Origin of the sequence: Variovorax sp. V93 (assembly GCF_041154485.1) — a bacterium.
Classification (GTDB): Bacteria; Pseudomonadota; Gammaproteobacteria; order Burkholderiales; family Burkholderiaceae_C; genus Variovorax; species Variovorax beijingensis_A.
Genome location: NZ_AP028669.1, coordinates 4387485 through 4405298, shown reverse-complemented (window position 1 = coordinate 4405298; position 17814 = coordinate 4387485). Strand labels below are relative to the sequence as shown.

Sequence of the window (17814 nt, the reverse complement as noted above, 5' to 3'; positions counted from 1 at the left end):
GCTTCGTCTTTGCAACAGTCGTGCCGGTGTTCGCCAAAAGACGTATGGATGGCACGAAAGATGCACCGAAACGGTGTGAACCCGGACGCCGCCACCCCCAGCCCCGATGACGCGCCCCAGCGCATCGTCAAGGTGCGGCGCGACTACAACAGCTGGGTGGCGAGCGAGACGCTCGAGGACTACGCGCTGCGCTACACGCCGCAGCGCTTTCGCAAGTGGTCCGAATGGCGCGTGGCCAACACGGCCTTCGGCGCGGCATCGTTCCTGGTGCTGGAGGCGGTGGGCGCGACGTTGCTGGTTCAGTACGGCTTCGCCAACGCGTTCTGGGCCATCGTGGCCACGGGGCTCATCATCTTCCTGGCGGGCCTGCCGATCAGCGTGTATGCCGCGCGCTACGGCGTCGACATGGACCTGCTCACGCGCGGCGCGGGCTTCGGCTACATCGGCTCCACGCTCACCTCGCTGATCTACGCCTCGTTCACCTTCATCTTCTTCGCGCTCGAGGCGGCGGTGATGGCCTATGCGCTCGAGCTCGCGCTCGGCGTGCCGCCGGTCTGGGGCTACCTGGTGTGCGCGCTGGTGGTGATTCCGCTCGTGACGCACGGTGTCTCGGCCATCAGCCGGCTGCAGCTGTGGACGCAGCCGCTCTGGCTGGTGATGCTGGTGGTGCCCTTTGTCTTCGTGCTGGTGCGCGATCCTGGTGCGTTCGCGGGCATCGTGCACTACAACGGTGTGAAGGCCGGTGCCAAGGGCTTTGACCTGCACCTGTTTGGCGCGGCGCTGACGGTCGGCATCGCGCTGATCACCCAGATGGGGGAACAGGCCGACTACCTGCGCTTCATGCCCGCGCGCACCGCCGCGGGCGCGCGGCGCTGGTGGGCTGGCGTGCTGGCCGGCGGGCCGGGATGGGTGGTGCTGGGCGTGGTCAAGATGCTGGGCGGCGCGCTGCTGGCCTATCTGGCGATCACGCACATGGTGCCGGTCGAGCGGGCGGTCGATCCCAACCAGATGTACCTCGCGGCCTACGAGTACGTGTTTCCGAACTACGGTTGGGCCGTGGCCGCGACCGCGCTGTTCGTGGTGATCTCGCAGCTCAAGATCAACGTGACCAACGCCTATGCGGGCTCGCTGGCCTGGAGCAATTTCTTCTCGCGCGTGGCGCACAGTCATCCGGGGCGCGTGGTGTGGGTGGTGTTCAACGCGCTCATTGCCTTCATGCTGATGGAGATGAACGTGTTCGAGGCGCTGGGCGACGTGCTCGGCCTGTTCGCCAACATCGCCATCGCCTGGATGATGGCGGTGGTGGCCGACCTGGTCATCAACAAGCCGCTGGGCCTGTCGCCGCCGGGCATCGAGTTCAAGCGGGCCCACCTGTGGGACATCAACCCGGTGGGCGTCGGCGCGATGGCGCTGGCCTCGGTGCTGTCGATCACCGCGCACCTGGGCGTGTTCGGGCCGCTCGCGCAGGCTTTCTCGGCGCTCATCGCGCTGGGCACGGCGCTGGTGGTTTCGCCGCTGCTGGCCTGGGCCACGGGCGGCAAGTACTACCTGGCGCGGGGCTCGGCCGGCCATGGTGCGGTCGCCTTCGCACCCGCCGCGGGCCCGCGCGCGGTGCGCTGGGCGCGGGTCGAGCATGCCGTGGACGAGGGCGGCGCGGAAGGCAGCTACCAGCGCCTCAAAGTGCAGCACTGCGTGATCTGCGAGCGCGAGTACGAAGGCCCCGACATGGCCCACTGCCCGGCCTACCAGGGCGTGATCTGCTCGCTGTGCTGCACGCTCGACGCGCGCTGCGGCGACCTGTGCAAGCCGCATGCGAGCCTGTCGGCGCAATGGTCGTCGGTGCTGCGCTGGCTGCTGCCGCGCTTCAGCTGGCGCTACCTCGACACCGGGCTGGGGCACTTCCTGCTGCTGATGCTGATCATCGTGCCGGTGCTGGCGGTGGTGTTCGGCGTGCTCTACCAGCAGGAGCTGCGCGCATTGGCCGAGAGCGCGCAGCAGCTGGCTTCGCAGTCGGAACTGGCCGAGGCGCTGGCCGGCGTGCAGCAGTCGGCGCTGCGCTCGGGCTTTCTGAAGGCGTACATGGCGCTGCTGGTGATTGCGGGCGTGGTGGCCTGGTGGCTGGTGCTGGCGCACCAGAGCCGGAGAGTCGCGCAGGAAGAATCGAACCGCCAGACCCATCTGCTGATGCGAGAGATCGAACTGCACCGCGCGACCGACCGCGCATTGCAGTCGGCCAAGCAGACCGCGGAGGAGGCGCGCGAAGTCGCCGAGCAGGCCAAGCTTGCGGCCGAGCAGGCGCGGCGCGCCGCCGACCAGGCCAACCAGGCCAAGAGCCGCTACATCAGTGCCATCAGCCATGAGCTGCGCACGCCGCTCAACAGCATCCTGGGCTACGCGCAGCTGATGGGCGAGGACCAGTCCGTGCCGCCGCACCGCCAGCAGGCGGTGGCGGTGATCAAGCGCGGCGGCGAGCATCTGCTGTCGCTCATCGAGGGCACGCTGGCCATTGCCCACATCGAGGCCGGCAAGCTCACGCTGCATGCCAGGCCCATGCGCTTTGCCGACACCCTGCGCGAGCTGGCCGACATGTTCGAGCTGCAGGCGGCCGAGAAGGGCCTGCGCTTCCGCTTCGAGACCACGGGCAGCTTGCCCGAGGTGGTGCGCGCCGACGAGAAGCGCGTGTGCCAGATCCTCATCAACCTGCTGGGCAATGCCATCAAGTTCACGGCCGCGGGCGAGGTGAGGCTGCGGCTGTCGTACGCGCGCGAATTCGCCTCGGTCGAGATCGAGGACACCGGCCCCGGCATGACGGCCGAGGACATCGAGCGCATCTTCGAGCCCTTCACGCGCGGCGATGCGGCCGCGGCCTCCACGCCCGGCGCGGGGCTGGGCCTCACCATCGCCAAGATGCTGACCGACCTGATGGGCGGCGAGATGAAGGTGCGCAGCACCCCGGGCGAAGGTTCGCTCTTCTGCGTGCGGCTCTTCCTGCCGCGCGTGCACGATGCGGCCGGCGCCTCGGGCCGGCCGGTGCCGCTGCAGCCTGCGCGGCGCGGCTACGAAGGCCCGCGCCGGCGGCTGCTGGTGGTCGACAACGAGGAGGCCGACCGCGAACTGCTCGGCCACGTGCTGGCGCCGCTCGGCTTCGAGCTGCGCAGCGCCGCCAGCGGCCACGACGCGCTCGACCTCGTCGCGGCCGGCTACCGGCCCGATGCGATGTTCGTCGACCTCGCGATGCCGGGCATCGACGGCTGGGAGACCATCCGCCGCGCGCGCAGGCTCGGGCTGGCCGATGCCTGCGTGGCCATCGTCTCGGCCAATGCCTTTGACAAGGGCCTGGAAAACGACGTGGGCATTGCGCCGGAAGACTTCTTCGTCAAGCCGGTGCGCCACACGGAACTGCTCGACTGGCTCGAGCGCCGCCTCGGCCTGCGGTGGACCGACACGGCGGCCAAGCCCGCGCCCGCCGCCGCGGCGCGCGCCATGCGGGCGCCTTCGCTGGCGCGGCTGCGCGCACTCGACGAAGCGGTGAACCTGGGCTACTTTCGCGGCATCATGAACCAGCTCGACGAGATCGATACCGAAGAGCCCGAATGCCTGGCCTGGACCGAGGCGCAGCGCATCCTCGCGCGCCAGTTCCAGTTCGAGGCCATGAGCCGGGCGCTGGCCGCCGCGGTCAGCGCGGCCTGAAGAACAAGTCCCATGGAAACCACACCACTTGCAAGAACGCTGCGCGAACAGGGCGCCAACAGCGACCTGGTGCTGATCGTCGACGACGTGCCCGACAACCTCGCGGTGCTGCACGATGCGCTCGACGAGTCGGGCTACACCGTGCTCATTGCCACCAACGGCGAACAGGCGCTGCAGCGCGCCGCGCAGGCGCGCCCCGACATCGTGCTGCTCGACGCGATGATGCCGGGCATCGACGGCTTCGAGGTGGCGCGCCGGCTCAAGGCCGATGCCGCGACGGCGCACATCCCCATCGTCTTCATGACCGGCCTCACCGAAACCGAGCACCTGGTGGCCGCGCTCGAGGCCGGCGGCGTCGACTACGTCACCAAGCCGATCAAACCCAAGGAAGTGCTGGCCCGAATGAACGTGCACCTGCAGGGCGCCCGCCGCGCCCGGCAGGACGCGCGCCAGGCCGGCCAGGCGCGCAATGCGCTCGACGCCTTCGGCTACGCGAGCATCACGGTGCGCCTGCCCGAGGGCAAGCTGATCTGGCAGACGGCGCTCGCGCGCGAGCTGCTGCAGCGCTACTGCGACACCCGCGCACCCGAGACGCCGCCCGTGGTGCTCGAATGGCTGCGGCGCCATGCGCCCGAGGCCAGGCAGCAGGGCATCGAGCCGCCGGCGCTTTCCATCGTGCAGGGTTCCGCCGGCCCGTCCCAGGGCGCGAGCGCAAGCAGCCTGAGCCTGCGCCTGCATCGGCAGACCGGGCAGGACGACGACGGCGACGAATGGATGATCGTCATGCGCGAGGTCTCCGACACCGCCGTGATCGAGGCCATGAGCCTGAGCCTGAAGCTTACGGCGCGCGAGGCCGAAGTGCTCTACTGGGTGGTCAAGGGCAAGACCAACAAGGACATCGGCGAGATCCTGGGCAGCAGCCCCGCCACGGCCAAGAAGCACCTGGAGCGGGTGTACGTGAAGCTCGGCGTCGAGACCCGCACCGCCGCCGCGGGCGTGGCCATCAAGCGCATCCGCGAGCTGCAGCCGCAGTTCGAGATCTGAGAATCGGCCCCGCGGGCGCCGCGCCGCCGCGGCGACTTTTGCCCTCCCTAGAATGCCGGGGACTTCGGGATGACGGGCGATGAAAAAGAACAGACGCAGAACAACAACGATTCGACGGCCGCAACCTGCCTGGCCGTGGGTGGCGGCCTGCCTGGTGGCAAGCGCGGGTGCGCATGCGGCAGGCCATTTCGACGTCGACGACGCCGGCATGCTCGATCCGGGCCAGTGCCAGTACGAAGCCTGGTGGGGCCGCACCGGCACCGAACCGGTGAACGGGCTGCACATCGGTCCGTCCTGCCGCGTCGGGCCGGTCGAGCTCGGGCTCAATGCCGACCGGCTGTCGGCGCAGGGCGTGCACTCGGTCATTGCGGGGCCGCAGCTCAAATGGAATTTCTACGGACCCGCGGCCGATGCGCCGCTGAGCGCGGCGCTGTCGCTCGGCGCCGTGTTCGACCTCAGGCGCGGCGGCCGTGCCGGCGGGCAACTGGTGCTGCCGGTCACCTGGCGTCCCGCGGACAGCCTGCAGGTCCATGCCAACCTCGGCGCCGACTGGGCCACCGGCACGGGCGCGCGCACGCCGCGCGGCGGGCTGGCGGCGGAGTGGGCGCTCGATGACAAGGTCTCGCTGATCGCCGAGCGCAGCCGCGCTTCGGGTGTGTGGACTTCGCGCGTCGGCGGGCGCTTCAGCCTCACGCCGCAGGTCAGCGTGGATGTGAGCGCCTCCAGGACGGGGCCCGGCGGCGTGCGCGGCTTCGTCGTCGGGCTGAACCACGAGTTCGGGTGGAAGTAGCTGGCGGCAGGCCTGGGCCCGTTCGTTCCGGTCAACGCCCGGATTGCACCTTGATCCGGATCGTGTTCACGTCCCAGCCCTTGCTGCGCAGCCGGCTGACCAGCACCGGCGACAGCTGGCGCAGCTTGGCGGCGGCCGCGCTGCCGTTGACCAGCAGGCACCACACGTCGCCTTCGGCCGGGCCGGCCTGCACGGCCGGTCGCATGGCCGGCGGAATCAGCCCCTCGACCGCCCGCAGCCGCTCGCTCGCGTCGCGCGCACGGGCGATCAGGCTCGCCAGGGTGGGCGAACCTTCGGCGGCCTGCTGCAGCGTGAAGGGGGGGACGGAACGGCGATTCATGGGTAATCCGGAGGGTGGAACAAGGGCAGCTAAAATGCCCGGTTTGCCGACGCTTGCGCCGGCAGATCCGGTCTGGAGCCGCTTGCCTTCTTCGGAGCTTGCATTCGAAGAAGATGCGCCCAACTGCTTTCACCATATCTTAGGGAATCCGGTCGCAGTGCCTGCCTGGTCAGGTGCACGCCCATCTCCACGCCAATGGCAACCAACTTCCTGACCCAGATTTTCGGCAGTCGCAACGACCGGCTCCTCAAGCAGTATCGCAAGACGGTGGAGCGCATCAATGCACTCGAACCCGAATTCGAGAAGCTCAGCGACGATGGGCTGCGCGCCAAGACCCAGGAGTTCAAGGACCGCATCGCCAAGGGCGAAAGCCTCGACGACCTGCTGCCCGAAGCCTTCGCCACCGTGCGCGAAGGCTCCAAGCGCGTCATGAAGATGCGCCACTTCGACGTGCAGCTGCTCGGCGGCATGGCCCTTCACAACGGCAAGATCGCCGAAATGCGCACCGGCGAGGGCAAGACCCTCACGGCCACGCTGCCGGTGTACCTGAACGCGCTGTCCGGCAAGGGCGTGCACGTGGTCACGGTGAACGACTACCTCGCCAACCGCGACGCCCAGTGGATGGGCCGCCTGTACAACTTCCTGGGCCTCACGGTGGGCATCAACCTGCCGCAGATGCCGCGCGAGGAAAAGCAGCAGGCCTACGCCAGCGACATCACCTACGGCACCAACAACGAGTACGGCTTCGACTACCTGCGCGACAACATGGTGTACGAGCCCGGCGACCGGGTGCAGCGCGTGCTGAACTACGCCATCGTCGACGAGGTGGACTCCATCCTGATCGACGAGGCCCGCACGCCGCTGATCATCAGCGGCCAGGCCGAAGACCACACCGACCTCTACCTGGCCATCAACAAGGTGGTGCCCTTGCTGACCAAGCAGGAAGGCGAGGCCGATCCGCGCACGGGCGAGGGCGTCACGGTGCCGGGCGACTTCACGGTCGACGAGAAGACCCACCAGGTGTTCCTCACCGAGGACGGCCACGAGAAGGCCGAGCAACTGCTCGGCGAATTCAAGCTGCTGCCCGAGGGCGCGTCGCTCTACGACCCGGCCAACATCACGCTGATGCACCACCTGAACGCCGCGCTGCGTGCGCGGCACCTGTACCACCGCGACCAGCATTACGTGGTGCAGCAGGGCGAAGTGGTCATCGTCGACGAATTCACCGGCCGCCTCATGACCGGCCGCCGCTGGAGCGACGGCCTGCACCAGGCCGTGGAAGCCAAGGAAGGCGTGCAGATCCAGGCCGAGAACCAGACGCTGGCGTCCATCACCTTCCAGAACTACTTCCGCCTCTACAGCAAGCTGGCCGGCATGACCGGCACGGCCGACACCGAGGCCTACGAGTTCCAGGAAATCTACGGCCTCGAGACGGTCATCATCCCGCCGAACCGCATCAGCAAGCGCGACGACCAGCTCGACCGCGTCTACAAGACCACGCGCGAGAAATACGAAGCGGCCATCCAGGACATCCGCGAATGCTACGAGCGCGGCCAGCCCGTGCTGGTTGGCACCTCGTCGATCGAGAACTCCGAGATCATCGACGGCCTGCTCGCGCAGGCGGGCCTGCCGCACCAGGTGCTCAACGCCAAGCAGCATGCACGCGAAGCCGACATCGTGGCGCAGGCCGGCCGCACGAAGATGATCACCATCGCGACCAACATGGCCGGCCGCGGCACCGACATCGTGCTGGGCGGCAACATCGAGAAGATGATCGAGGCCATCGAGAACGACGAAGGCCGCGACGAAGCCACCAAGGCAGCCGACATCGCGCACGTGCGCGCCGAATGGACCAAGGACCACGAGTTCGTCAAGTCGCTGGGCGGCCTGCGCATCATCGCGACCGAGCGCCATGAGTCGCGCCGCATCGACAACCAGCTGCGCGGACGTTCGGGCCGCCAGGGCGACCCGGGCTCCTCGCGCTTCTACCTGAGCCTGGACGATCCGCTGATGCGCATCTTCGCGGGCGACCGCGTGAAGGCGATCATGGACCGCCTCAAGATGCCCGATGGCGAGGCCATCGAAGCGGGCATCGTCACGCGCAGCATCGAGAGCGCGCAGCGCAAGGTCGAGGCGCGCAACTTCGACATCCGCAAGCAGCTGCTCGAGTACGACGACGTCTCGAACGACCAGCGCAAGGTGATCTACCAGCAGCGCAACGACATCCTCGACGCGGCCGACCTCTCGGCGCAGATCGCGGCGCTGCGCGAAGGCTGCTTCACCGACCTCGTGCGGCAGTACGTGCCGGCCGAATCGGTCGAGGAGCAGTGGGACCTGCAGGGCCTGGAGAAGACGCTTTCCAACGAATGGGGCATCGACATGCCCCTGAAGCAGCAGGTCGAGGCGGCCGAGGCGGTGAGCGACGAGGACATCGTCGACATGGTGGTGAAGGCCGCCAACGACAGCTTCGATGCCAAGGTGGCGCTGATCGGCCAGGAAAATTTCACCCAGTTCGAACGCATGGTGCTGCTGCAGAGCATCGACACGCACTGGCGCGAGCACCTGGCCTCGCTCGACTACCTGCGCCAGGGCATCCACCTGCGCGGCTATGCGCAGAAGCAGCCCAAGCAGGAGTACAAGCGCGAGGCCTTCGAACTCTTCGGCCAGCTGCTCGATTCGGTCAAGAACGAAGTCACGCGCCAGCTCATGACGGTGCGCGTGCAGTCGGGCGAGCAGCTCGAGGAAGCCGCGGAAGCGCTCGAGAGCCGCGGCGAGAACGTGTCGAACATCACCTACAGCGCGCCCACCGAAACCGGCGAGGTCGAGGTGCGGCTGGATGAGGAAAACCAGCGCCGCATCGCGGCCGCCGGGCTGGGGCTGGGCACGCTCGGTGCCGAGGCCGCGGCCTTCGCCCGTGTCGGCCGGAACGACCCTTGCCCCTGCGGCAGCGGCAAGAAGTACAAGCACTGCCACGGCAAGCTCAGCTGACCCAGAAACTCCCTTCCGAGAAGAGAAAACCGCCATGCCCGTGAACCTGTCCGCCCCTGATCCTGCCGCCTTGTTCGCGGTGCCCGGCGTCCGCATCGGCGTGGCCGAAGCGGGTGTGCGCAAGGCCAACCGCAAGGATCTGACCGTCGTGCTGATCGACGAAGGCTCCGCGGTCGGCGGCGTGTTCACCCAGAACCGCTTCTGCGCAGCGCCGGTGCAGGTCTGCCGCGACCACCTGGCAGCCAACTACGGCATCCGCGCCATGGTCATCAACACCGGCAATGCCAACGCCGGCACCGGCGAAGACGGCCTGATGCGCACGCGCTCCACCTGCATTGCGCTCGCGCGCCAGCTGGAGATCGCGCCCGAGCAGATCCTGCCGTTCTCCACCGGCGTGATCATGGAACCGCTGCCGGTGGACCGCATCGAAGCCGGCCTGCCCGCCGCGCTGGCCGACGCTTCGGAGAACCACTGGGCGCGCGCGGCCGAAGGCATCATGACCACCGACACCATCCCCAAGGCGTTCAGCCAGCGGGTCCAGGTCGGCGGCGCCACCGTCACCATCACCGGCATCAGCAAGGGCGCCGGCATGATCCGCCCGAACATGGCGACCATGCTGGGCTTCATGGCGACCGACGCCAAGATCGATCCCGCGCTGATCCAGCCGCTGGCCAGGCGGCTGGCCGATGCCTCGTTCAACCGCGTGACCATCGACGGCGACACCTCGACCAACGATTCCTTCGTGGTCATCGCCACCCAGAAGGCCGCGCACGCCGCCATCAGCTCGCTCGATTCGCCCGAGGGCAAGGCCCTGGTCGAGGCCATGCAGAACGTCGCGCGCCTGCTCGCGCAGGCCATCGTGCGCGACGGCGAGGGCGCGACCAAGTTCATCACCATCCAGGTCGAGGGCGGCCGCAATGCCGCCGAGTGCAGGCAGGTGGCCTATGCCGTGGCCCATTCGCCGCTGGTCAAGACGGCCTTCTATGCGAGCGACCCGAACCTCGGCCGCATCCTCGCGGCCGTGGGTTACGCGGGCATCGAGGATCTCGACCAGACCGGCATCGACCTGTTCCTCGACGACGTGCACGTGGCCGTCAAGGGCGGGCGCAACCCGTCCTACCGCGAGGAAGACGGCCAGCGCGTGATGAAGCAGAGCGAGATCACGGTGCGCATCGGCCTGGGCCGCGGCAATGCCAGCGAAACCGTGTGGACCTGCGACTTCAGCCACGAGTACGTCACGATCAACGCCGACTACAGGTCATGATGGCCCCCACGCTACGCACTTCGTGTCTTCGCTGCTCCCCGAGGGGGCGCTCAACGCCCTTCGGGCGGCCGGGCGGTCGTCGATGAACGAAAAGTTCGAAAAGCTGATCGAGCGCGCCGAGCAGCTGATCGGCCGCATCGAATCGATCCTGCCCCAGCCGTTGGCGGCTCCTGCCGACTGGAACGCCTCGATCGCCTGGCGCTACCGCCGCCGCAGCTCGGGCCACGGCGTGCTCGAGCCCGTCAAGCACGTGGCCGCCATGGCGCTCGACAGCCTGAAGGAAATCGACGTCCAGAAGGAAAAGATCGAGCGCAACACGCGCCAGTTCGTCGAAGGCAAGCCGGCCAACAACGTGCTGCTGACCGGCGCGCGCGGCACGGGCAAGTCGTCGCTCATCCGCGCCTGCCTGCAGGCCTATGCGCCGCAGGGGCTGCGGCTGATCGAGGTCGACAAGGCCGAACTCACCGACCTGCCCGACATCGTCGAGGTGGTGTCGCAGCGGCCCGAGAAGTTCATCGTGTTCAGCGACGACCTGAGCTTCGACGAGGGCGAGCCGGGCTACAAGGCGCTCAAGTCCATTCTCGACGGCTCGATCGCCGCGGCCACGCCCAACGTGCTGATCTACGCGACCAGCAACCGGCGCCACCTGCTGCCGGAATACATGAAGGACAACCTCAGCTACACCCACACCGAGGACGGCGAAGTCCATCCCGGCGAGGTGATCGAGGAAAAGATCTCGCTGTCGGAGCGCTTCGGCCTCTGGGTCAGCTTCTATCCGTTCAGCCAGAACGAATACCTGGCGATCGTCGCGCAGTGGCTGTCGTCGTTCGGCGTCGACACCGCCGCCATCGAGGCGGCGCGGCCCGAGGCGCTGGTGTGGGCGCTCGAGCGCGGTTCGCGCAGCGGCCGCGTGGCCTACCAGTTCGCGCGCGACTACGCCGGGCGGGCCACGGCATGAGCAGCCAGCCGCAAGGCCGCAAGCACACCGAGGTGGCCGTCGGCGTGCTGATCCGTCCGGCCGACGACGCGCTGCTGCTGTCCACCCGCCCCGAGGGCAAGGCCTATGCGGGCTTCTGGGAATTTCCGGGCGGCAAGATCGAAGCCGGCGAAACGGTGGAGCAGGCACTGCGCCGAGAGCTGCACGAAGAACTCGGCATCACCATCGCGGGCGCCGAAGTCTGGAAGGTCACCGAGCACGACTATCCGCATGCACTGGTGCGGCTGCACTGGTGCAAGGTCACGGCCTGGAGCGGCGAGTTCGAAATGCGCGAAGGCCAGGCCATGCGCTGGCAGCAGCTGCCGCTGGACGTGGCGCCGGTGCTGCCGGGCGCCCTGCCGGTGCTCGAATGGCTGACCCAGGAGCGCGGCCTGCCGGCCTCGGCGGCGCTGGCGGTCTCGACGCTGGCCTGATGGACGGGGCCGCGCAGGCGGACGGGCGCGTGCAGCCGGCGCCGCGGGCCTGAAGCACCACATGATGCACCCCAAGTACCGCCCCGACATCGACGGCCTGCGCGCCGTGGCGGTGGCCTCGGTGCTGGCCTTCCATGCGTTTCCCGATGCGCTGCCGGGGGGCTTCATCGGGGTCGACATCTTCTTCGTGATCTCGGGCTTCCTGATCACGACCATCATCATGCAGAGCCACGCGGCGGGCGACTTCAGCTACCGCGACTTCTACGCACGCCGCATCCGGCGGATCTTTCCGGCGCTCACGCTGGTGCTGCTGGCCACGCTCGGCTTCGGCTGGTATGCGCTGCTGCCCAGGGAGTTCACGGAACTCGGCAAGCAGGCAGCGGGCGGCGCCGCCTTCATCGCCAACTTCGTCTTCTGGAGCGAGGCCGGGTACTTCGACACGGCGGCCGAAACCAAGCCGCTGCTGCACCTGTGGTCGCTGGGCATCGAGGAGCAGTTCTACATCTTCTGGCCCCTGCTGCTTGCGCTGGCCTGGCGCCGGCGCTGGCCCGTCCTTCGGCTGCTCTGGGTGCTTGCGGTGGCATCTTTTCTCGTCAATGTGCTGACCATCCATCCCTATCGCACGGCGGCCTTCTATTCGCCCGCTTCGCGCTTCTGGGAACTGATGGTGGGTGGCATCCTGGCCTGCATGCGCCTCAAGGCCGCGGGCAAGGCGCCGGCGCCGGCCTGGCGCAGCCACCTGCAGTCCTGCCTGGGCGTGGGGCTGATCGTGCTCGGGCTCGTGATGACCCGCAGCGACAAGGCCTTTCCAGGCTGGTGGGCGCTGCTGCCCACGCTGGGCGCCGCGAGCTGCATCGCGGCCGGGCCTGCCGGCCTGCTCAACAGGCATGTGCTTGCGAGCCGGCCGATGGTGTGGATCGGGCTCATCAGCTATCCGCTCTACCTGTGGCACTGGCCCCTGCTGGTGTATGCGCGCATCGTGGAAGAGGGCGAGCCGGCGGCGTGGATCCGCGCCTGCCTCGTGCTGGCGAGCGTGGCGCTGGCCTGGCTCACCTATCGCTTCGTCGAGCGCTTCACCCGCGCGCGGACCCAGGTGGGCATGCTGCGTTCGCTGGTGGCCGGCAGCATGGCGATTGCAGTGGCCGGCCTGCTGGCGCTGGGCGGCATGCCGCCGCGCAACGGCAGCGACCTGCTGCGCAAGGTGACCGACGCCACCGTGGACGACAACTACTACGCCGGCTTCGAGCAGCAGAAGATCGGCGCCCATCCGGTCAAGCGCGTGGGCAGCGGGCCGCGCACGGTCCTGCTGATCGGCGACAGCCACATCCTGCAATACGCACCCCGCGCCCTGGCGCTCGCGGATAGCGCGCCCGCGCGCATGGCGACGACGTACTTCTCGACCTATGGCGCCTGCCCGCCGGTGCCCGGCATGGTCGCCGAAGGCAACCCGGGCTGCGAAAAGGCGCGCGACGAGATGCTGGCGCTGGCGCTCGATCCGCGGATCGACACGGTGGTGGTCGGGGCCTGCTGGAACTGCTATTTCACGGGCAACTTCGCGCTGCCCTTCTACTTCCGCGAAGGCGATGCAGCCTACCTCGTGAACAACGGCGGCGAGGGCCTCGGCCGTTCGCTGGCCTCGCTCGAGCAGCTGCTGGCCGAACTGGTGCGGCAAAAGAAGAAGGTCTACCTGCTGCTGGACAACGCCAGCGGCCCCGAGTTCGAGCCGCGGCGCCTCATCGAAGGCAGCCGCATGGGCCGGATGGTGGCATTGCGCAGCACGCCCACGGCGTCGCTGCCGCCGGAGCAGGCGCGGCTCAACGAGCAGCTGAAGGCGCTGGCGCGGGCGAGCGGCGCGGATCCCATCGACGTGATGGCCAGGCTTTGCGGTGGCGGGCAGTGCCTGCGTGCAACGCCGGACGACGCGCCGGTCTACAAGGACCGGGAGCATCTGCGCCCGGCCTACGTGCGCCAATACGCAGACTATCTGGACGGCGTCCTGCTCGCGCCGCAGCCGTAGCGCGCCTACTGGACTTTCTTCGGATCGCCGAAAGGCTCGTCGTCGGCCGGCGCTTCGGCCGGCATCCGGAACTCCTCGCTGGCCCAGGCGCCGAAGTCGATGCCCTTGCAGCGTGCGCTGCAGAAGGGGCGAAAGGGGTTGCGTTCGGCGTAGACACTGTCGCCGCCACACGAGGGGCAGCGGACGATCCGCTCGCCGATCTTGTTCACGTCGCTCATGGGATGGATAACCTTCGTGCTTGCCCTGCGGTGCGCGCCCTGGAGACGAGCCGGCGGCTCAGGCGCAGAGCGTGAGTTCGAATGCGACGTCGTCGCTGCTCGGGTGCAGGCGGTCGTCGGCTTCGTGCCGCATCATCCGCACCGACACCATGAGCCGGTTGCCGCTGATTTCGGGAATCAGCCCCAGCTGCGGATCGATGCGCAGGCGCAGCAACTGGAAGCTGCGCCCCTGCGGCAGGTTCTGCTGGAATTGTCCGCCGGTGGCGATGACCTTGTAGGGCACGTCGGCATCGCGCAGCAGCTTGAGCAGCAGGTAGATGGATTCGGCCAGCGGCGAGAGCGTGGCCGACCAGCGTTCGAGGTCGGCGCGGCGGCTGGCCGCGCTGCGGTGCTGCCAGGCGTAGTAGGCGGGCAGGTCGAATTCGCAGGTGCCGCCCGGAATGCCCGCGCGGCTGCGAATGCTCATGAGCCACTCGTTCTCGGTCAGCGACTGGCCGGCCTTGCCGGCAACGGCATTGAGGGTGGCGAAGTTGCGTTCGAGCTGGCCGACCACCTGGTCGAGCACGGCCTCGGCAATGGCCGGATTGCCGCGGTAGCTGTTGAAGACGTTCTTGTGCTTGTCCAGGTCGCGCATCACGTCGGCCTTGAGGTCGGCGCGCGCGGCGACATCCATGATCTCGAAGATCGTGACCAGGGCGTAGTGGTGCGAGAGCGCGGACTCCGAGGGCACCAGCTCCCCGAGGCGGCGGAACAGGTGCTCCAGCCGCAGGTAGGTGCGGATGCGCTCGTTGAAGGGGTACTCGTAGAGGATCACGCGGTTCTATAGCTTTCCTGTCGAGCCATCATAGCTTCAGGGCGATTTCGAGGGAGGCGTCGGCACCACCTCGCGCACGGCCGCCAGCATGCGTTCTCCCAGCGCGAGCTGGCCATGCATGGACATGTGGGTGTCGTTCGAAAAATAGAAATCGTGGATCTGCGTGTGCTTTTCGCGCGTGAACGCGTAGAGATCCGGTCCCGCCAGCCCGGAGGTGCGGAACCCGGCTTCGAAATCCTTCGAGTAGTCGGGCTTCAGGTACACGGTGGTCTTGTTGGGAATCACCATCCACATGATAGGAAGCTTGCTGTGCGCCTTTGTGAAATTCTTCATCCATTCCAGGTGCGCAAGGGTCAGTGGCCCATTGTCGTCATCTTCAGCGAAAAAGGGCATCTTGTCGCACAGGCGGTGGGAGAAGAGCTTGCAACCGTCGGGCACCGGGCGCACCCAGGTGTTCCAGTCGAAGTGGATGTCTGTTGCAGACTTTTTCGCTTTCCAGGTGTTGTAGTAGGTCGTGATGCCGGTCAGGAACTGCACGTTCCAGTTGGGCGCAGGGCTCGGCACGGTCTCGTCGGGCGTGATCAGCGGATGGTCCATGGCGTCGTAGGGCCGGATCATCTTCTGGCACTTCATGCTGTCCTTGGTGCGGTCGCCGAGCAGGCGTTCCACGCTCTCGATGATGATCAGCTTGCCCTTGAAGCCCGTGCGCTCGATCCATTGGTCGAAGTCGCTGCACAGCGCGTTCTCGTACTGGCCCCAATAGGTGGTCGTGACGCGGTAGCCGGCCTTGGCAAGCACCGACTGCCAGCGGAAGGTCATGGAGAAGCTGTCGCCGATCACCATGATGTCGGCCTGGTCCACCGGCGTGCCCTTGAGATAGGCGGGGTCGACCTTGGGTGGCGGGGCGGTCCAGCCGAATTCGCGCTCGGACAGGCGGCCGATCCGCGTGAGGTCGCCGTAAGGCACGGGGCTGGTAAGCGAAACGATCCACAGCGCCATCAGGACGATGTAGCCGATCAGGAAGAACCGCAGCCAGACTTTCGCGGGCGTCGTCATGTCGAATCAGAATTGGAAGTAGAGGAACGGGCTGTAGTTGCCCAGCTTCGAGACGCACCAGGCGAAGAGCGCGAAGGTACCGATCGCCAGCACGGCCGAGGAGCACCACGCCATGACGCGCTGGCCGGCCACCGCCTTCGGGTGGGGAATCCAGCGCTCGAGCGTGATCGTCGGCGGCAATGCGAGGCAGATCACGATGCCCACGAGCATGGTCTGGAAGAACTCGGGCTTGCGGAACGGAACCGGCCCGAACTCGCTGAACGCGGAAGGCGGTGCGCCGTGCAGGCCGAGCATGCCCTTGTAGATGGCCATGGCCGTGTGGACGCCATCGGCGCGGAACACGATCCAGGCCAGTACCACGCACAGGAAGGTCAGGAACCAGCCCAGCACGTGCGCGACCGGCCCTGCCGGAATGTTGCGCCGCACCTTGGCGTTCCAGAGGTGGTTGATCATCAGGAACACGCCGTGCAGCGCGCCCCAGATCACGAAGGTCCAGGCGGCGCCGTGCCAGAGCCCGCCCAGCAGCATCGTGAGGAACAGGTTCAGGTAGCGCCGGGCCGGGCCCTTGCGGTTGCCGCCCAGCGGCACGTAGAGATAGTCGCGCAGGAAGTTCGACAGCGAGATGTGCCAGCGCCGCCAGAACTCGATGATGTTGGTCGACTTGTAGGGCGAGCGGAAGTTGAGCGGAAGCTGCACCCCCAGGCACAGCGACAGGCCGACCGCCATGTCCGAATAGCCCGAGAAGTCGAAATAGATCTGCAGCGTGTAGGCGAGCGCGCCGAACCACGCGGTGTAGAGCGTGGGCTCGATGCCCTTGTGCACGCCGTTGAACATCATGTCGGCGTACTGCCCCACCGGATCGGCGATCAGCAGCTTCTTGGCGAGGCCGAAGGTGAAGATCGCAATGCCGAGCGCCACCTTGTTGGGGTCGAACCGGTAAGTGGCCGCGTTGGCGAACTGCGGCATCATCTGCGCGTGGTGCAGCACCGGGCCCGCGATCAGGTGCGGAAAGTAGGTGACGAACAGCACGTAGTGGATGAAGCTGCGCTCATGCACCTTGCCCTGCCAGCAGTCGACCAGGAAGGCGATCTGCGTGAAGGTGTAGAACGAGATGCCGATCGGCAGCACGATGTGCAGCAGCGGGATCTGCGACAGGCCCGCTGCGGCCAGCCCGTCGTTCACGTTCGAAACGAAGAAGTTGGCGTACTTGAAGACCGCGAGCACGCCCAGGTTGACCACCAGCGCCGCCACCAGCAGCGACTTGCGCTTGCGGTCGTCCCGGCCCGGCGCGGGCGACAGGCGCAGCCCGAACCAGTAGTTGATGCAGATCGACGCCACCAGCAGCGGAAGCGCCTTGACGCTCCACCAGCCGTAGAAGAACAGCGAGGCCAGGGCAAGGAAGCCTGCGGCGGACCGGGCGTTGCGCTTGCCGATCAGGAAGAACCCGATCAGTACCAGCGGGAAGAAGACAAAAATGAAGGGATACGAATTGAAAAGCATCGCAGGAGGTGAGGGCACTCCGGCGAGCGCCTTTTTGTCTTGGTCGTTATGCGGCCGCTCTGGCGGCCAGTCCCGGATTATCGCGTGCCGGGCGGAACCCACCGCTTCCAGAGACTCCGGACCTCTGCAGCGAGTTCCTCCAGCGAGAGCGACTCGTTGAAAATGACCGCGTCCGCGGCCGCCCTGCGCAGCCCGCGCGGCGCCTGCTGGGCGATCACCGCGCGCACCGCCTCGGGCGTCCAGCCGGAGCGCGCCACGACGCGCCGCAGCTGTGTTTGCTCGGTGGCATCGACCACCAGCACCCGGTCGACCAGGGCCCGCCAGCGGCCGGATTCGACCAGCAGCGGCACATCGAAGACCACCACCGCGTCCGGGCCGGCGTTGGAGGCCATGCGTTCCGTCTCGGCGCCGATCAGCGGATGCAGGATCGATTCGAGGCGCTTTTTGGCGCTGTTGTCGGCGAACACGAGCTGCCGCATCGCTGCGCGGTCGAGTCCGCCGTCCGCCGCGATGACGGTGGGCCCGAAGGCGGCCTCGACGGCCGGCATCGCGATGCCTCCGGGCAGCGCAATGCGGCGCGCGATGGCGTCGGTGTCGACCAGCACGGCACCTTCGGCAACCAGCAGGGCCGCGACCGTGCTCTTGCCGCTTCCGATGCCGCCCGTCAGGCCGATGCGCCGCAC

The 17814-nt window shown here is 67.7% G+C and carries 14 protein-coding genes; 8 read left to right on the top strand and 6 right to left on the bottom strand.

Annotated features, from left to right (window positions below; all coding sequences use genetic code 11):
* Window positions 1-60: 60 nt before the first annotated feature.
* The 3 genes from ACAM54_RS20855 to ACAM54_RS20845 all read left to right on the top strand — a co-directional run bounded on the left by ACAM54_RS20855 (window position 61) and on the right by ACAM54_RS20845 (window position 5524).
* A complete protein-coding gene (locus ACAM54_RS20855) occupies window positions 61-3690 on the top strand; it encodes an ATP-binding protein (RefSeq protein ID WP_369648816.1) in 3630 nt (1209 codons plus the stop codon).
* A 12-nt stretch (window positions 3691-3702) separates the two neighbouring features.
* Entirely contained in the window at window positions 3703-4734 is a 1032-nt protein-coding gene (locus ACAM54_RS20850) for a response regulator transcription factor (RefSeq protein ID WP_145740422.1), read from the top strand.
* A gap of 79 nt (window positions 4735-4813) precedes the next feature.
* Complete coding sequence (locus ACAM54_RS20845; RefSeq protein ID WP_225612653.1) at window positions 4814-5524, top strand: hypothetical protein; 711 nt, start codon at window positions 4814-4816, stop codon at window positions 5522-5524.
* A 31-nt stretch (window positions 5525-5555) separates the two neighbouring features.
* Here the strand turns inward: ACAM54_RS20845 and ACAM54_RS20840 are convergent, their stop codons facing one another.
* Window positions 5556-5864 carry a hypothetical protein gene (locus ACAM54_RS20840; RefSeq protein WP_309928227.1) on the bottom strand — a complete coding sequence of 103 codons (309 nt, stop codon included), beginning with the start codon at window positions 5862-5864 and terminating at the stop codon, window positions 5556-5558.
* A 195-nt stretch (window positions 5865-6059) separates the two neighbouring features.
* On the opposite strand from ACAM54_RS20840, the gene secA reads away from it, so the two are divergent.
* From secA to ACAM54_RS20815, 5 genes are all read left to right on the top strand, one after another.
* Complete coding sequence (gene secA / locus ACAM54_RS20835) at window positions 6060-8852, top strand: preprotein translocase subunit SecA (RefSeq protein WP_369648815.1); 2793 nt, start codon at window positions 6060-6062, stop codon at window positions 8850-8852.
* Between the two features lie 34 nt (window positions 8853-8886).
* Entirely contained in the window at window positions 8887-10116 is a 1230-nt protein-coding gene (argJ, locus tag ACAM54_RS20830) for a bifunctional glutamate N-acetyltransferase/amino-acid acetyltransferase ArgJ (RefSeq protein WP_209536772.1), read from the top strand.
* Between the two features lie 82 nt (window positions 10117-10198).
* Window positions 10199-11074: an ATP-binding protein gene (locus ACAM54_RS20825; protein ID WP_192322488.1), complete on the top strand. Its 876-nt coding sequence runs from the start codon at window positions 10199-10201 to the stop codon at window positions 11072-11074.
* Window positions 11071-11526: a (deoxy)nucleoside triphosphate pyrophosphohydrolase gene (locus ACAM54_RS20820; RefSeq protein WP_369648814.1), complete on the top strand. Its 456-nt coding sequence runs from the start codon at window positions 11071-11073 to the stop codon at window positions 11524-11526. The genes ACAM54_RS20825 and ACAM54_RS20820 overlap by 4 nt, the downstream gene beginning before the upstream one ends.
* A gap of 61 nt (window positions 11527-11587) precedes the next feature.
* Window positions 11588-13543: an acyltransferase family protein gene (locus ACAM54_RS20815; RefSeq protein ID WP_369648813.1), complete on the top strand. Its 1956-nt coding sequence runs from the start codon at window positions 11588-11590 to the stop codon at window positions 13541-13543.
* 5 nt (window positions 13544-13548) lie between these two features.
* Here ACAM54_RS20815 and ACAM54_RS20810 read toward each other — a convergent pair whose 3' ends face one another.
* The 5 genes from ACAM54_RS20810 to coaE form a co-directional block, all read right to left on the bottom strand.
* The gene (locus ACAM54_RS20810) at window positions 13549-13761 is read right to left on the bottom strand and encodes a DNA gyrase inhibitor YacG (protein ID WP_145740436.1); all 213 of its coding nucleotides are present in this window, start codon (window positions 13759-13761) and stop codon (window positions 13549-13551) included.
* Window positions 13762-13819: 58 nt separating this feature from the next.
* Window positions 13820-14575, bottom strand: coding sequence for a cell division protein ZapD (zapD, locus tag ACAM54_RS20805; protein ID WP_018906807.1), 756 nt, complete (start codon window positions 14573-14575; stop codon window positions 13820-13822).
* A gap of 36 nt (window positions 14576-14611) precedes the next feature.
* The gene (locus ACAM54_RS20800) at window positions 14612-15631 is read right to left on the bottom strand and encodes a hypothetical protein (protein ID WP_369648812.1); all 1020 of its coding nucleotides are present in this window, start codon (window positions 15629-15631) and stop codon (window positions 14612-14614) included.
* A 6-nt stretch (window positions 15632-15637) separates the two neighbouring features.
* A complete protein-coding gene (locus ACAM54_RS20795; RefSeq protein WP_369648811.1) occupies window positions 15638-17131 on the bottom strand; it encodes an MBOAT family protein in 1494 nt (497 codons plus the stop codon).
* Window positions 17132-17208: 77 nt separating this feature from the next.
* Window positions 17209-17814 carry a dephospho-CoA kinase gene (gene coaE, locus ACAM54_RS20790; RefSeq protein WP_192322490.1) on the bottom strand — a complete coding sequence of 202 codons (606 nt, stop codon included), beginning with the start codon at window positions 17812-17814 and terminating at the stop codon, window positions 17209-17211.

What these genes read in the sequence shown, in the direction of transcription:
- ACAM54_RS20815 (WP_369648813.1), top strand. Translation starts at nt 11,588, where the DNA reads ATGATGCACCCCAAGTACCGCCCCGACATCGACGGCCTGCGCGCCGTG.
- ACAM54_RS20845 (WP_225612653.1), top strand. Translation starts at nt 4,814, where the DNA reads ATGAAAAAGAACAGACGCAGAACAACAACGATTCGACGGCCGCAACCT.
- ACAM54_RS20850 (WP_145740422.1), top strand. Translation starts at nt 3,703, where the DNA reads ATGGAAACCACACCACTTGCAAGAACGCTGCGCGAACAGGGCGCCAAC.
- argJ (WP_209536772.1), top strand. Translation starts at nt 8,887, where the DNA reads ATGCCCGTGAACCTGTCCGCCCCTGATCCTGCCGCCTTGTTCGCGGTG.
- ACAM54_RS20840 (WP_309928227.1), bottom strand. Translation starts at nt 5,864, where the DNA reads ATGAATCGCCGTTCCGTCCCCCCCTTCACGCTGCAGCAGGCCGCCGAA.
- ACAM54_RS20825 (WP_192322488.1), top strand. Translation starts at nt 10,199, where the DNA reads ATGAACGAAAAGTTCGAAAAGCTGATCGAGCGCGCCGAGCAGCTGATC.
- ACAM54_RS20855 (WP_369648816.1), top strand. Translation starts at nt 61, where the DNA reads ATGCACCGAAACGGTGTGAACCCGGACGCCGCCACCCCCAGCCCCGAT.
- ACAM54_RS20820 (WP_369648814.1), top strand. Translation starts at nt 11,071, where the DNA reads ATGAGCAGCCAGCCGCAAGGCCGCAAGCACACCGAGGTGGCCGTCGGC.
- ACAM54_RS20795 (WP_369648811.1), bottom strand. Translation starts at nt 17,131, where the DNA reads ATGCTTTTCAATTCGTATCCCTTCATTTTTGTCTTCTTCCCGCTGGTA.
- secA (WP_369648815.1), top strand. Translation starts at nt 6,060, where the DNA reads ATGGCAACCAACTTCCTGACCCAGATTTTCGGCAGTCGCAACGACCGG.
- ACAM54_RS20800 (WP_369648812.1), bottom strand. Translation starts at nt 15,631, where the DNA reads ATGACGACGCCCGCGAAAGTCTGGCTGCGGTTCTTCCTGATCGGCTAC.
- ACAM54_RS20810 (WP_145740436.1), bottom strand. Translation starts at nt 13,761, where the DNA reads ATGAGCGACGTGAACAAGATCGGCGAGCGGATCGTCCGCTGCCCCTCG.